This is a genomic window from Anaerotruncus sp. 1XD42-93 (assembly GCF_009917605.1).
Classification (GTDB): domain Bacteria; phylum Bacillota; class Clostridia; order Oscillospirales; family Ruminococcaceae; genus Anaerotruncus.
Genome location: NZ_QZEG01000020.1, coordinates 1 through 14,678, shown reverse-complemented (window position 1 = coordinate 14,678; position 14,678 = coordinate 1). Strand labels below are relative to the sequence as shown.

Below are 14,678 nucleotides of genomic sequence, written 5' to 3'. Positions count from 1 at the left end.
GTATATGCTTCAACCCCTTTTTTAGTTTTTATTTAATTAAGATTTTGTTAGGAGGACAAGCGATGCTGCATCTGTTTCTTGGAACTTCCGGGACAGGAAAAACGACGCTGCTTTATCACCATATTCAGCAATGGGTGGAGCGGGGCGGGCGGGCGATCCTGCTTGTTCCAGAACAGGCTTCCTTTGAAAGTGAAAAGGTGCTCTGCCGGAAATTGGGGGCCAAAAATGCACTTTCGGTTGAAGTGCTCAGTTTCACACGTCTCTGTGACCGAATTTTTCGGGAATTGGGTGGCCTGGCGGGCATCCATATGAATGAAACCGCAAAATATTTGGTGATGAGTGCGGCTCTGGATGAACTGGGTGGTGAGCTGCGAGCCTACGGGAAAAACAGTGGAAGCGCGGCATTCATCGGGGCGATGTGCGAAACGGTCAGCGAACTGAAAACGGCCGGGGCAGCGCCCGACTCTCTTCGCAGAGCTGCACTGGAAAGCAGAGACCGGGACTTTTCCGACAAGCTCGAGGATATCGCTCTCATTTTTGAGGTTTATCAGGCAATGATCGACCGAGGATACAGCGATCCGGACGACAGCCTGATGCGAGCAGTCAAACGGTTGGGAGACACGGATTTTTTTGCCGGGTACGGGGTATTCATCGACGGGTTTATGGCATTCATGGGTGCAGAATGGCAGTTGATCGGAAAAATTCTGGAAAAAAGCCCGGAAGTGTTTGCTGCACTGACCTGTTCGGGATTGGCTGATCGGTCAGATACCGGGGTTTTTACCGCACCTGCGCGCACTGCCAACCGCCTGATCGAAACTGCCAGACAGCGTGGATGCCGAGTTTCGGCACCGGTGATATTGGAAACTCCGCACCGGTTTCGAAGTCCAGCTCTGGCCCGTCTCGCGGAAGAATTTCCGAAGCTGCGACCTACCAGTGTTTCTAGTACACAGGATATTCAGATCATCCGCTGTGAAGACATCTATGACGAGCTGGAATATATCGCGTCACAGATATATTTGCTTTTGCGGGATGGCTACCGATATCGGGAAATCGCTTTGATTGGACGAAGTATGGATCGGTATCTGGTTCCGCTTCAGACTGTATTTGAACGATACGATATCCCGTTTTTTGCGGATATCCGCCAAGACGTGCAGGTTCACCCGATCATCAGCGGTCTGCTCTGTGCACTGGAAGCTGCCCGTACCCGGTTTTCTTCGGAGCCGATGCTTTCTCTTGCCAAGAACTGTATTACCGGTATCGACCCGATCGAAGCAGGAGCGCTCGAAAATTACTGCTTCACATGGGGAATTACCGGTTCAAGCTGGAATCAACCGTTTGTCAACCATCCGGATGGGATGGAGGAAGATTTTACTCCAGAGCAGTCCGCGCGGCTCGACCGGCTGAATCAAACCCGGGAGCGTCTTGTAAAACCGGTTGACCTGCTGATGCGGTCGCTTGAGGGCTGTGACGGGAAGGGGTTTGCTTCTGCTGTGTTTCACTATTTGGAATCATCTGGTGCAGCGGAACATCTGCAATCCTACGTACAGGGAATGTCCTCACTTGAAGAAAAGCAATTTCTGGATACAGCAGCGCAGGTTTGGGATGCGGTTGTCGAACTGCTTGATGTGTTTGGTGGTGTGCTCTCCGGGCTGCATCAGCCGCTTGTCCGCATGATCGACCTGTTCCGTATGGGGACAGTACAGATTGATATTGGGATATTGCCACAGACGATTGATCAGGTGATCGTGGGATCGGCAGACCGTATCCGCCCTCACCAACCTCGCGCAGTCTTTGTGATCGGCTTGAATGAGGGGGAGTTTCCGCTCTGGGCATCGGCGGGCGGTATTTTTTCGGTATCTGAACGTGGACTTCTCAAGGAGCAGGGGATTGATCTGCTGCGTATCCCGGAGCAACAGGCTCTTTTTGAAAAATACTATGTCTATTTTGCTCTGACACAAGCATCTGAACAGCTTTGGCTGACCTATCCCCAAAAAAATACCGCAGGAGCGGGCCTTGCACCATCATCGGCGGTTGCGCAGGTAGAAAAAATTTTGGAGAGGCCCCCGGTTTCTTCCTGCCAGCAGGACCCGCTTGAACGTGCCTGCAATGTAACGACCGCGTTTGACCTGATGGCCCAGAGCTGGCAGGAGCTTTCCCAGCGACAGGCAGTGCTGCGGAACTGGTTCTCTAAGCACTCCTGCGAGAAATTGGACAGCCTGATAGCTGCCAGCCAGGGAAGGACTTTCCGGATTCAGGAACCACGTCTTGCGCGCCGCCTGTTTGGCGAAGAGCTCCGTCTCTCTCCGTCGCGGGTTGAACGGTATTATAACTGCCCGTTTTCTTATTTCTGCGAATCAGGGCTTAAATTGCGTGCGCGCCGCCGGGTCGAGTTCGATCCGATTGCCTCCGGTTCGCTCATTCATCTGGTGCTTGAACAGATGGTGCGTAAATATGGAGGACGCGGCCTCGCTTTCCGCAAAGACAGCGAGCTGCGCGAAGAGGTCGCTGCAATGGTTCAGGAGCATCTGTCTGCAAAAATTCAGGATTTTGATGGGATGCCAGAACGGTTTAAATATCTTTTTCGCCGGCTTGTGAATACACTGGTACGCCTGCTCAAGCGCCTTGCATCGGAATTTGTGCAGAGCCTGTTTGAGCCGGAAGCGTTTGAGATGCCGATCCGCATGGATGCACAGGTCAAACCGCTTGATCTGCGTACACCAGATGGCACCCGGGTGATTGTCGAAGGGGTGGTAGACCGTGTGGATGTTTACCAGCGCGGAGAAAAAAGATACGTGCGGGTGGTCGACTACAAGTCCGGTCGAAAGGGCTTCAACCTGTCGGATGTCTGTTTTGGCCTGAATATGCAGATGCTGATTTACCTGTTTTCGATCTGTTCCGATCAGGAGAAGGGCAATGCCCAGTCCATTCCTGCAGGTGTACTTTATCTGCCTGCGCGGGACCAGATCGTCTCGGTCGAGCGGAACACTCCTGCAGAGGCAGTCATAACGGAACAGGCAAAGCTGCTCCGTATGAATGGGCTTCTGCTTGAGGACAGGGAGTCGCTCTCGGCTATGGAGCCAAATCTAGCTGGTGTTTTTATCCCAGTACGCTCTAAAAAGGATGGAGGGTATACCTCGTCCAGTCCGTTGGCGACACTGGCCCAGATGGGGACAATCCAGAGAAAGATTGAGCAAAATCTGCGCGATCTGGCAAACTTCCTGCACGAAGGCCGGGTAGAAGCCACCCCTGTGGATGGATTGAAGGATTATACGCCCTGTCAATGGTGCGATTATCACAATATCTGTGCTCATGAGGATGGTGACCCAGTGCGTCGCCTAGGGTCGTTCGATCTGGAAGCTGCTTTGGAGCTGCTGAAAAAGGAGGAAGAAACAGATGTCTGAAAAAAAATGGACACCACAGCAAATGGATGCAATCCAGGCTCGCGGTGGTACTGTGCTCGTTTCAGCAGCGGCAGGAAGCGGAAAAACTGCAGTGTTGGTCGAGCGTGTGATTGGTCGTATTTTGGACGCAGACAATCCGATCGATGCCGACCGAATGCTGGTGGTAACCTTTTCCAATGCAGCTGCACTCGAAATGAAGCAGCGGATTATGGAAAAGATTAGTGGAATGATTGCTGAAAATCCTACTGATGAACGTTTGCAGCGACAGCAGCTTCTTCTGGAGCGAGCGCAGATCAGCACGATCCATGCGTTTTGTCTGGAACTGATCCGAACCAACTTCCAAAAGTTAGGAATTTCTTCCAATGTGCGCACAGGAGACGAAAAAGAGCTGGAAATTTTGCGCCGTGACATTGCACGTGAAACGGTAGAAAGATTCCACGCAGATGGTATGGATGGGACCTTTGCCCGTCTGGTTGAGCTGCTTAGCTCCGGAAGGGATGACAGCCGGGTATTTTCTACCTTGTTTCGCCTCTATGATTTTGTGCGGTCTCATCCGTTTTACAACGATTGGCTAGACCACAAGCTCGGCTTTTACGACAGTACACTCCCGGTGGAAGGAACCATCTGGGGGCAAAGTATCCTTGGATATGCGCGGGAAGCCGTCGAATATGCGATTGGCCTGACCCGGCGATCGCTCGCGGTCATCGAGCTGGACGAAGCGATGTCTAAAGCCTATTTAGATGGCTTCCTGCATGATCTGTCCCAGCTGGAGCAGCTTTTCGAGCGGGTTTGTGATGGTCGGTGGGATGGTATCTGCGAAAAGCTGGATGCCTTTTCGTTCGACAAGCTCTCTCCGCTGCGGAATGGAGGCAGCCGGAAAGAAGCGGTTCAGGGGATGCGCAGTCAGGTGAAAAAACTGATTGAAGACCTGCGGGACAAACAGTTCTGCGCAACGGCTGCAGAATTCTCGGAGGATATCGCTTTCCTGCGTCCGATGGTAGAGGTTCTGTTCGAGCTGGTCAAGGCGTTCGACCGGGCTTACACAGATGCCAAGCAGCAGCGCAACCTGATGGACTTTTCGGATATGGAACAGTATGCGATCGAGCTTCTGGTCAAACCAGCAGGGGCGGGATACAGCAGGACACCTCTTGCAGAGTCGGTGTCAGAGCTTTACGACGAGATTCTGGTGGACGAGTTTCAGGACACCAATGCAGCACAGGAGATTCTGTTCCGGGCAGTCTCCAAAGGAGAGGAGAACCTGTTCATGGTCGGAGATGTCAAGCAGAGCATCTATCGATTCCGACAAGCGATGCCCGAGCTGTTTCTGGAGAAGAAGAAAAAATATCAACCCTATGATGGCATCCGGTTCCCAGCCAAAATTGTGCTTGGGAAAAATTTCCGGAGCGCACCCGAAATCACTGGAAGCATTAACTTTTTCTTCCGCTCACTAATGAGTGAAAAGCTAGGGGAGATCGCTTACAACGAGGAGGAAGAGCTTGTAGCGGGTGCACAGTTCCCTGACTATCCGCGCGAAGGATGTACAATTGACCTGATCGACCTTTCGGAATATGCCGGGGAGCAGGCGCGTGATGCTCTGGAAGCTGATTTTGTCGCGGAACGGATTGCGGGACTGCTTACATCCGGCATACTGGTCGCGGACGGGGAGGAGATGCGCCGGATCACGCCGAAGGACATCTGCATCCTGATGCGCTCCCCTTCACGAAAAGCTCAACTCTATCAGGAAGCACTTTCCGCACGAGGGGTTCCCGTATGGGCAGAACCGAAAAGCAGCTTCCTCACAACGCGCGAGATCGCGCCAGTCCTCTCCCTGTTGCGGGTGATCGAAAATCCGCTGCTGGACATTGATCTTGCGGCAGTGATGTTTTCTCCTTTTTTAGGGTTTACCGCCGATGAGATGTCACGGATCAGATTGGAGCGGCGCAGGGCACCGCTTTGGACCGCAGTGAATGGATGTGCTGAAAATGGGGATGTTCATTGTCAGGAACTAGTTGAGGCGATTTTCACACTGCGGCAGTTTGCGTCCAGTTCTACAGCCGATCAGGTGATACGGAAGATCTACGACCGGTTTGACTATCCTGCAAAGGTTCGCGTTATGCGGATGGGACAAGCTCGATATGCTAATCTGCTGCTGCTCGTACAGTACGCTTGCGACTACCACGCAAGCGGTTACAAAGGACTGTCCGGATTTGTGGGGTTTTTGGACCGCCTGCTGGAACGTGGCGGCGATTTGTCTCCTTCGGTAAGCCTTTCCGAACAGGCAGACGTCGTGCGAATTATGAGTATCCACCGTTCAAAAGGACTTGAATTTCCGGTAGTATTCCTCTGTGACACTGCAAAACAGTTTAATAAGGAGGACCTGTGGCAGAATACCCTGCTTCATTCCGAGCTGGGGTTTGCCTGTGTGCGAAGGGATTTTGAACTGATGAAACAGTTCAGCACAGTGCCAATGCAGGCGCTTCGCCTCGAGATCGAGCGTTCCTCTCTTTCGGAGGAGCTTCGGGTTCTCTATGTTGCCCTGACCCGCGCAAAGGAACGGCTGATTATCACCGGGATTTCGAAAAAGAAGGTGCCGGAAAAACTGGCTGGGCTTGTGGTGCAAACCGACCAGCAGGGCAGGCTTCCGCCTCATCCGGTACGGGGTGCGTCCTGCTATCTGGATTGGCTCCTGATGGCAGCAGTTCACCACCCTGGCCTCGCCAAACAGCTTTCTGCATGGGGGATCGAGACCAACACAGTCCTGGATTCATCCCCGGTTGTATTGCGGGTTACTCCACTTAGGGACAGCCAGACGCCAGAAGAAGCGATTCAAGAGTTTGGATTGCCGGAACCCGATCCCAGCCTTGCCTCCATTCTGGAGGATCAGCTCTCCTACGCCTATCCATTTCGAATGCAGACCCTCATTCCAACCAAGATGGCAGTTTCTCAGATCGCCAAGAGAGAGGCTGCAAAGAGTTACCGGTTTACCCGGCGGCCGGCCTTTTTGTCAAAAGATGGGTTAACTGGTGCCCAGCGTGGGAATGCGCTGCACAAGTTTATGCAGTTTGCAGATTACCGGGCTGCGGCGGAAGACCCTGTTGCTGAGATCGCCCGTATGGCTGCGCAGGGGTTCCTCTCCCGCGAAGAAGCGGATGCAGTTGATCCGGACAAGCTGTATACTTTCTTTTCCAGTGAACTTGCAGAGAGGATTTTCTCCTCTGAACAGGTCTACCGGGAGCTGCGCTTTCTCGTAGAAGCGGGACAGGAACTTCTGGGCACGTATGTTGATCTGTTTGATGCAGAGGGAAAAACTGCAATCCAAGGGGTTGCCGATTGTGTCTTTCTGGAAGAGGGGGAGGCGGTTATCGTTGACTATAAGAGTGACCGAGTCAAGGATGTGCAGGAGCTTTCCGAACATTACCGAATCCAGCTCGAACTTTACCGTCAGGTGCTCGGAGAAAGCCTTGGTGTGCGGGTTAAGGAATGCGTCATCTATTCGTTTGCACTCGGAAAATCTATTTCATTTTAAATTTTTGTCCCGGACCTGAAAACTGGTCCGGGATTTCGACGCTTTTTGCAGAAAACCACTTGCAGAAGAAGTCTTTTTATGGTATAGTTGGGTAATTGGAACTTATGTTCCTTGTATGCAGACATCCAGCATGGTCCATACTGGAAGAGTGCTTGCACATTCTGGTGTTTTTAAGATATGACTAAAACTCAAATGGAAAAGGAGGCGTGGACGATGCCAGAACGATTTGAACTTGTAGCGCCCTATCAGGCGACAGGGGATCAGCCACAGGCAATCGAAAAGCTGACCAAAGGGGTTTTGAGCGGGATGAAAGAACAGTCCCTGCTTGGAGTTACCGGCTCGGGAAAAACATTTACGATGGCAAATATCATCGCCAACGTCAACCGTCCAACCCTTGTCCTCGCCCATAATAAAACACTGGCAGCTCAACTCTGTTCCGAGTTTAAGGAGTTTTTTCCGCACAACGCGGTAGAATATTTTGTGTCCTACTACGATTACTATCAGCCTGAAGCGTATATTGCCCACACCGATACTTATATTGAAAAGGATTCCGCGATCAATGACGAGATCGAAAAGCTGCGCCATTCGGCAACTGCCGCACTTGGGGAGCGTCGGGACGTGATTATTGTGGCAAGCGTTTCCTGCATCTATACGCTGGGAGACCCGATCGATTACCATAACATGGTAATCTCGCTTCGCACCGGTATGACCAAAGACCGGGACGAACTGATAAAGAAACTGGTGGAAATCCAGTATGAGCGCAACGATATCAATTTTGTACGCAACAAATTTCGGGTGCGCGGGGATGTAGTGGAGGTGTTCCCGGTCTACTCGGGGGATACTGCAATCCGGGTGGAGTTTTTCGGGGATGAGATTGACCGGATTACCGAAATCAACACCCTGACCGGGGAGGTTAAAAATGTCATCAACCATGTTGCGATTTATCCAGCCTCTCATTATATCGTGCCTCCGGAAAAAATGGCAGTCGCGATCGAAGATATTCGCCAGGAATGTGATGAACGGGTCGCCTATTTCAAAAGCAAGGACAAGCTGATCGAGGCCCAGCGAATATCAGAGCGCACAAACTATGACATTGAAATGCTTCAGGAGATTGGATTCTGTAAAGGGATTGAGAACTATTCGCGGGTGATCTCGAGACGCGAGCCGGGCAGCGTCCCGTGCACTCTGCTCGATTATTTTCCAAAAGATTTCCTGTTCTTTGTGGATGAATCACATGTCACCTTGCCACAGGTGCGGGGAATGTACGGTGGAGACCGCGCCCGCAAGACCAGCCTGATCGATTACGGATTCCGTCTGCCCTCTGCGCTCGATAACCGTCCGCTCAGCTTTGACGAGTTTTACAGCAAGCTGAACCAGATCATATTTGTCAGCGCGACCCCCGGCGAATTAGAACGCAGCAAAAGTGCACAGATTGTTGAACAGGTGATTCGGCCAACCGGCTTGGTGGACCCGGAGATCGAGGTTCGTCCGGTTGAAGGGCAGATCGACGACCTGCTTTCTGAGATCAACCAGCGTACAGCGGTCGGGGAGCGGGTGCTGGTTACCACGCTGACCAAAAAGATGGCAGAAGATTTGACCGCTTATATGGAAAATATGGGTGTTAAAATCCGCTACATGCACCACGACATCGACACGATCGAGCGAATGGAGATCATCCGCGATCTGCGACTCGGAGAATTCGATGTGCTGGTCGGCATCAACCTGCTGCGGGAAGGATTGGATATACCGGAGGTTTCGCTTGTCGCGATTCTGGATGCGGATAAGGAAGGATTCCTGCGCAGCGAGACTTCTCTCGTACAGACGATCGGACGTGCGGCGCGTAATGCACAGGGCAAGGTCATCATGTATGCAGACAGCGTGACCAATTCGATGGAAAGTGCGCTCCGTGAAACCTACCGTCGTCGGGAAATCCAGCTTGCCTATAATCGGGAACATGGGATCACTCCAAAGACGATCACCAAAGAGATTCGTGATGTTCTGGAGATTTCTGCCAAGGATGAAACAGCCGGCGGAAAGAAAAAATCCAGCAAAAAAATGAGCTACAAGGAACGGGAAGCGTTGATCGCAAAGTTAACCGCTGAGATGAGAAATGCGGCAAAGATTCTGGAATTTGAGCACGCCGCTTACCTGCGCGACAAGATCACCAAACTCAAACAGGAGCAGGACAAAAACCATCCTGGCAGAGCGCGAGTACCGAAATAAAGAGGGGGAGTTGTGATGAAATTTTTACTTCGAGAGTGGCGCATGGAGGATATGGATTCACTCTGTCGATATGCAAACAATCCTGCGGTAGCCCGCAACCTGCGGGACAGCTTTCCGAATCCATACCGTTTAGAGGATGCGCAGGCATTTATTGTATCCTGTCTGGATCCCACTGATACCCAGCCAAAATATATCCGGGCGATTGTAGTGGGCGGGGAAGCGGTGGGATGCGTGAGCATTCTGCCGGAAAGCGACATCTATTGCAAAACGGCGGAACTCGGCTATTTCCTCGGGGAGCCGTTCTGGGGGAAAGGGATCATGTCCGCAGTGGTGAAACGGGCCTGTGCGGAGGCATTTCCTATGTTTGGGTTGGTTCGTATCTTTGCGGAACCGTTTGCAAGCAATGCCGGTTCCCGCAGGGTACTGGAGAAAGCGGGGTTCCAGCTCGAAGGGGTTCTGAAAAAGAACGTATGCAAGAATGGGCAGATTCTTGACTCCTGTGTTTATGCATGGTTTGGAGGGAAATCGGTTGGCTTTAGATAAAATAGTAGTAAAAGGCGCGCGGGAACATAACTTGAAAAGCGTCGATCTGGAAATCCCACGTGACAAGCTAATTGTCTTTACAGGGCTTTCTGGGTCGGGAAAGAGTTCTCTGGCATTCGATACCATCTATGCAGATGGTCAACGGAGATATGTTGAGAGCTTATCAAGTTATGCCAGACAGTTTCTGGGCCAAATGGAAAAACCTGATGTAGATAGCATCGAGGGACTGTCTCCGGCGATCTCAATCGACCAGAAAACCACCTCAAAAAACCCTCGTTCTACCGTTGGGACGGTCACCGAGATTTACGATTATCTTCGTTTGCTTTATGCACGAATCGGAATTCCGCATTGTCCGATCTGCGGCAGGCCAATCCAACAGCAAACTGTTGACCAGATGGTTGACAAGGTAATGAGCTTGTCAGAGGGAACTCGGCTCCAAATTCTGGCCCCGACCGTTCGTGGGCGAAAAGGGGAGCATATAAAGGAGTTCGACGCGGCCCGCCGGTCGGGATATGTGCGGGTTCGGGTGGATGGCAGTATTTATGATCTTTCAGAAGAGATCAAGCTGGAAAAAAACAGGAAGCATACGATTGAAGTTGTGGTTGACCGTCTGGTGCTCAAGGAAGAAATAAAGTCCCGGCTTGCAGATTCGCTCGAAACTGCGGTTGGCCTGTCGGGTGGTCTGGTCGTCGTGCTGGCTGGGGAGGAGGAGCTGCTCTTTTCCCAGAACTACTCCTGTCCTGAACATGACGAGGTGAGCATTGAAGAACTGACTCCGCGCATGTTTTCATTTAACGCGCCCTATGGTGCCTGTGACAAGTGCACCGGACTTGGTACCTTTTTGAAAGTTGACCCTGATCTGGTTATCCCCAACAAAAAGCTGACCATCCGGGAAGGCGCGATCCGCGCATCAGGCTGGTATTACTCTGAAGGCGGTATCGCACAGATGTACTTCGAAGGGCTTGCCAACCACTACGGTTTCTCGCTTGATACACCAGTAAAGAATCTGCCAAAAAAAGCGATTGATCTGCTGCTTTACGGCACCAACGGGGAAAAGATCGAGATGCATCGGGAAACCGGGTCAACCAAAGGCACCTACTATACCGATTTTGAGGGAATTGTAAACAACTTGGAGCGCCGTTTCCGTGAAACCAGCTCGAGCTGGATGCGGGAGGAGATCACCACGTGGATGAACAGTGTGGAGTGTCCTTCCTGTCATGGAGACAGGCTGAACAAAACCGTTCTGGCTGTGACAGTCGGCGGGCTGAATATCAGCCAGTTCTGTCGGATGTCGGTGGTGCAGGCACTCACATTTCTTGACAAACTGGAGCTGACTGATCGGGAGCAGATGATCTCTGAGCTGATTGTGAAAGAGATTAAAGAGCGGCTTGGATTTCTGCGAAGTGTCGGTTTGGAATATTTGACCCTTTCCCGTTCTTCCGGAACCCTCTCGGGTGGGGAAAGCCAGAGAATTCGGCTTGCAACCCAGATCGGTTCCTCTCTGATGGGAGTGCTTTACATTCTGGATGAGCCGTCGATTGGGCTGCACCAACGGGACAATGACAAGCTGATCGCGACCTTGAAACGTTTGCGCGATCTGGGAAATACTTTGATTGTCGTGGAACACGACGAAGACACGATGTGTGCAGCGGACTATATTGTGGATGTTGGACCGGGTGCAGGCGTACATGGCGGAGAAATTGTCTGTGCAGGTTCCCTCGAACAGATCAAGGACTGCCCTGAATCAATCACTGGGCAGTATCTGTCCGGCAAAAAGCAGATACCGGTTCCGCTGGCTCGGCGGAAAGGAAATGGCAGCTTTCTGAAAATCCGCGGTGCGGAGGAAAACAATCTTAAAGGAATTGATGTTGATATTCCGCTTGGGGCCTTTACTGCGGTGACTGGTGTCTCAGGATCTGGGAAAAGCTCGCTGATTAACGAAGTGCTGTTCAAACGCCTGACCCATGAACTGACCAATCCTCGGGTGAAACCAGGAAAACACGCCGATATTGAAGGGATCGAACTAATCGACAAGGTGATTGACATCAATCAGTCGCCGATTGGACGTACACCACGCTCCAATCCTGCGACCTATACCGGTGTATTTACCGATATCCGGGAAGTCTTTGCACAGACCAATGATGCAAAGATGCGCGGCTATAAATCGGGAAGGTTCTCGTTCAATGTCAAAGGCGGGCGGTGTGAAGCCTGCGAAGGGGACGGGATCGTCTGTATTGAGATGCATTTCCTGCCTGATATCTATGTGCCCTGCGAGGTCTGTAAGGGCAAACGGTATAATCGTGAAACCCTTGAGGTAAAATATAAGGGAAAATCCATCTATGATGTATTGGATATGACTGTAGAGGAAGGGCTGGAGTTTTTCAAAAATCTGCCCAAGATTGCACGCAAGATACAGACGCTTTATGATGTGGGACTCGGATATGTCAAACTTGGACAGCCCGCAACCACCCTTTCAGGCGGGGAAGCGCAGCGGGTCAAACTAGCGACCGAGCTTTCCAAGCGTCCGACCGGGAAAACAGTTTATATTCTGGATGAACCTACCACCGGGTTGCACACAGCCGATGTACATCGGCTGATCGACGTTTTGCAGAAGATTGTGGATTCCGGAAATACAGTTATCACAATCGAGCACAACCTCGAAGTCATTAAGACCGCTGACTATATCATCGACCTCGGCCCCGAGGGAGGGGATCAGGGCGGGACGGTTGTTGCGTCAGGTACGCCTGAGGAGGTCTGCGTGGTTCCTGCTTCCTATACTGGGCAGTATCTCAAAAAATTGTTAAGATAAAGCATCAGGGTATTTACAAATATAGACCTTTGTGGTATACTTGCCACATTGCACTGTAACCCTAAAGATATTTTTTAGCAAAGGAGTTTTGTAATATGGAAAAGTATGTTTGCAGTGTCTGCGGTTATGCTTATGACCCGGCAAAAGGGGAGCCGGATGCAGGGATAGCCCCTGGAACCAAGTGGGAAGATATCCCGGAAGATTTTGTCTGTCCGCTCTGCGGGGTTGGCAAGGATCAGTTTGAGAAAGCCTGAGCTTGTGATTTTTGCGGCCATTTGAGCAATCAGATGGCCGTATACTTTATCCTAAATATCCGGAGGAATGTGAAATTATGCCATCTGCAAAAATTACGGAAAGCATCTATTCGGTCGGCATCCTGAATCCGAATATGCGGGTGTTTGATATCGTTATGACAACTGATTTCGGCACTTCGTATAATTCCTATCTGGTAAAAGGCAGTGAAAAGAATGTTCTGGTTGAGTCCTGCCATAAAACCTATTTTGAGCAGTACCTCAAGAACATCCGTGAGGTGATCGACCCTGAGCAGATCGACTATATTGTGCTTAACCACAACGAGCCGGACCATTCAGGCTGTCTTGCGCAGCTTCTTGAATTGATCCCCAATGCAACTATCATTGTTTCACAAGGTGGATCCATCTATCTGAAGAACATTACCAACCGCACCGATCTCAAGCTGCAGATTGCCAAGAACGGGGATACCTTGGACATTGGCGGAAAGACGTTGAAGTTTATCTCCGCGCCATTCCTGCACTGGCCCGATTCGATGTTTACTTGGATTGAAGAGGAAAAAACACTCTTTAGCTGTGATTTCCTCGGCGCCCATTACTGTGAGCCTTATCTATTTGATTACAATATGGCGTACCCCCAAAAGTATGAACAGGCGTTCAAAGGTTATTATGACGCAATTTTTGGTCCATTCAAGCCCTATGTGCTGGCTGGACTTGAGAAGATCAAAGACCTTCCGATTGAATTTGCCTGCACCAGCCATGGTCCGGTACTCACCAAAGATGGGCGCCTTGGTTATACAATCGAGAAATACGCAGAATGGAGCCAGCCGCATAAAAACGAGAAGCTGACCGTTCCGGTTTTTTATACCTCGGCGTATGGCAATACCCGTATTCTGGCGCAGGAAATCCGGCGGGGTATTCTGGAGGCTAAACCGGATGCAGTTGTTGATCTCTATGACATCATCGACTACGATATGGGGATGCTTTCCGACCTACTCAACCGATCTGATGCGTTCGCCCTCGGCAGCCCGACGATCAACGGCGAAGCGGTTCCGCCTGTCTGGTCGCTGCTTGCGCATGTAGATGTGATCAATAATAAGAAGAAGCCTGTTCTGGTGTTCGGTTCCTATGGATGGAGCGGTGAAGCTGTCCCTAATCTGATTGCTCGTGTCACTGGTCTGAAAATGTCGGTGTTTGGCGAAGGTATGAAGGTCTGCTTTGTTCCTTCCCAAGAGGACCTGCAAAAGGCTGCTGAACTCGGGAAGGCATTCGGGGAAACGCTCTCAATCCGCTGATATGTAAAAAAGCCTGTGCTGTTTTTTCAGCGCAGGCTTTTGTGTAGATATATCCTGGATAACGCTTGCTCACCGTCTCCCTGAGCCATACACAGAAATTCCCATCCATACCGTTCATAGAAGGAAGTGAGGTTTGTGATGAGATAAAGCGTATCGACGCCTCTGGCTTGTAAATCGTCACATACAAATTGCAGCATTCTGCCCGCAATGCCCCGATTGCGATATGCTTCTTCGACGTAGACAGCGCATACATTTGGCGCCAGATCTTTACGGTTGTGAAAGTCGTTCTCAATGACACCGATCCCAGCAATGATCTCCTTTCTATTTATAACGAGATACCATTGTGGAACTGCTGTATTCTTTTGCAGGCATTCGCTGATGCTTTGTGCATAAGCTTCCTGAGGAACACCCCACTTCTGGTGAAACCATTTGGCTGCGGCATCCGCAAGTTCTGGATGATCTCGTAGGCACACCACTCTCTCAGATTGCAATGTAAAGACCTCCTCGCATTTTTAAATAAGGATAGCACAATAGGGTCTGCATGTCAAAAAACACTGGATGGCAGGGCAACAGCATTTGAAATTTTGCCAAAAAGAGATATAATCAGGAATATGGAATTAAAAAGATTAAAAT

Annotated in this window: 8 protein-coding genes; 7 read left to right on the top strand and 1 reads right to left on the bottom strand. The window is 50.9% G+C overall.

What is annotated here, in order from left to right; translation table 11 throughout:
* Positions 1-62 precede the first annotated feature (62 nt).
* The 7 genes from D5269_RS09170 to D5269_RS09140 all read left to right on the top strand — a co-directional run bounded on the left by D5269_RS09170 (position 63) and on the right by D5269_RS09140 (position 14,045).
* A complete protein-coding gene (locus tag D5269_RS09170) occupies positions 63-3,401 on the top strand; it encodes a PD-(D/E)XK nuclease family protein (RefSeq protein ID WP_158604923.1) in 3,339 nt (1,112 codons plus the stop codon).
* Positions 3,394-6,927: a helicase-exonuclease AddAB subunit AddA gene (gene addA, locus D5269_RS09165; RefSeq protein ID WP_120485093.1), complete on the top strand. Its 3,534-nt coding sequence runs from the start codon at positions 3,394-3,396 to the stop codon at positions 6,925-6,927. Before D5269_RS09170 ends, addA begins: the two co-directional genes overlap by 8 nt.
* 213 nt (positions 6,928-7,140) lie before the next feature.
* Entirely contained in the window at positions 7,141-9,150 is a 2,010-nt protein-coding gene (gene uvrB / locus D5269_RS09160; protein WP_120485092.1) for an excinuclease ABC subunit UvrB, read from the top strand.
* Positions 9,151-9,165: 15 nt separating this feature from the next.
* The gene (locus D5269_RS09155) at positions 9,166-9,693 is read left to right on the top strand and encodes a GNAT family N-acetyltransferase (RefSeq protein ID WP_016317796.1); all 528 of its coding nucleotides are present in this window, start codon (positions 9,166-9,168) and stop codon (positions 9,691-9,693) included.
* Entirely contained in the window at positions 9,680-12,502 is a 2,823-nt protein-coding gene (gene uvrA, locus D5269_RS09150) for an excinuclease ABC subunit UvrA (RefSeq protein ID WP_016317797.1), read from the top strand. The genes D5269_RS09155 and uvrA overlap by 14 nt, the downstream gene beginning before the upstream one ends.
* A 95-nt stretch (positions 12,503-12,597) precedes the next feature.
* On the top strand, positions 12,598-12,756 hold the full coding sequence (gene rd, locus D5269_RS09145; protein ID WP_016317798.1) for a rubredoxin: 159 nt from the start codon (positions 12,598-12,600) through the stop codon (positions 12,754-12,756).
* Positions 12,757-12,833: 77 nt separating this feature from the next.
* Positions 12,834-14,045, top strand: coding sequence for an FprA family A-type flavoprotein (locus D5269_RS09140; RefSeq protein ID WP_120485091.1), 1,212 nt, complete (start codon positions 12,834-12,836; stop codon positions 14,043-14,045).
* Between the two features lie 26 nt (positions 14,046-14,071).
* Here the strand turns inward: D5269_RS09140 and D5269_RS09135 are convergent, their stop codons facing one another.
* Positions 14,072-14,536 carry a GNAT family N-acetyltransferase gene (locus tag D5269_RS09135; protein WP_166545163.1) on the bottom strand — a complete coding sequence of 155 codons (465 nt, stop codon included), beginning with the start codon at positions 14,534-14,536 and terminating at the stop codon, positions 14,072-14,074.
* Positions 14,537-14,678: the final 142 nt, after the last annotated feature.

Bases quoted from the DNA above. Each gene is read 5' to 3' on its own strand.
- D5269_RS09170 (WP_158604923.1), top strand. From the start codon at position 63: ATGCTGCATCTGTTTCTTGGAACTTCCGGGACAGGAAAAACGACGCTG.
- addA (WP_120485093.1), top strand. From the start codon at position 3,394: ATGTCTGAAAAAAAATGGACACCACAGCAAATGGATGCAATCCAGGCT.
- uvrB (WP_120485092.1), top strand. From the start codon at position 7,141: ATGCCAGAACGATTTGAACTTGTAGCGCCCTATCAGGCGACAGGGGAT.
- D5269_RS09155 (WP_016317796.1), top strand. From the start codon at position 9,166: ATGAAATTTTTACTTCGAGAGTGGCGCATGGAGGATATGGATTCACTC.
- rd (WP_016317798.1), top strand. From the start codon at position 12,598: ATGGAAAAGTATGTTTGCAGTGTCTGCGGTTATGCTTATGACCCGGCA.
- D5269_RS09140 (WP_120485091.1), top strand. From the start codon at position 12,834: ATGCCATCTGCAAAAATTACGGAAAGCATCTATTCGGTCGGCATCCTG.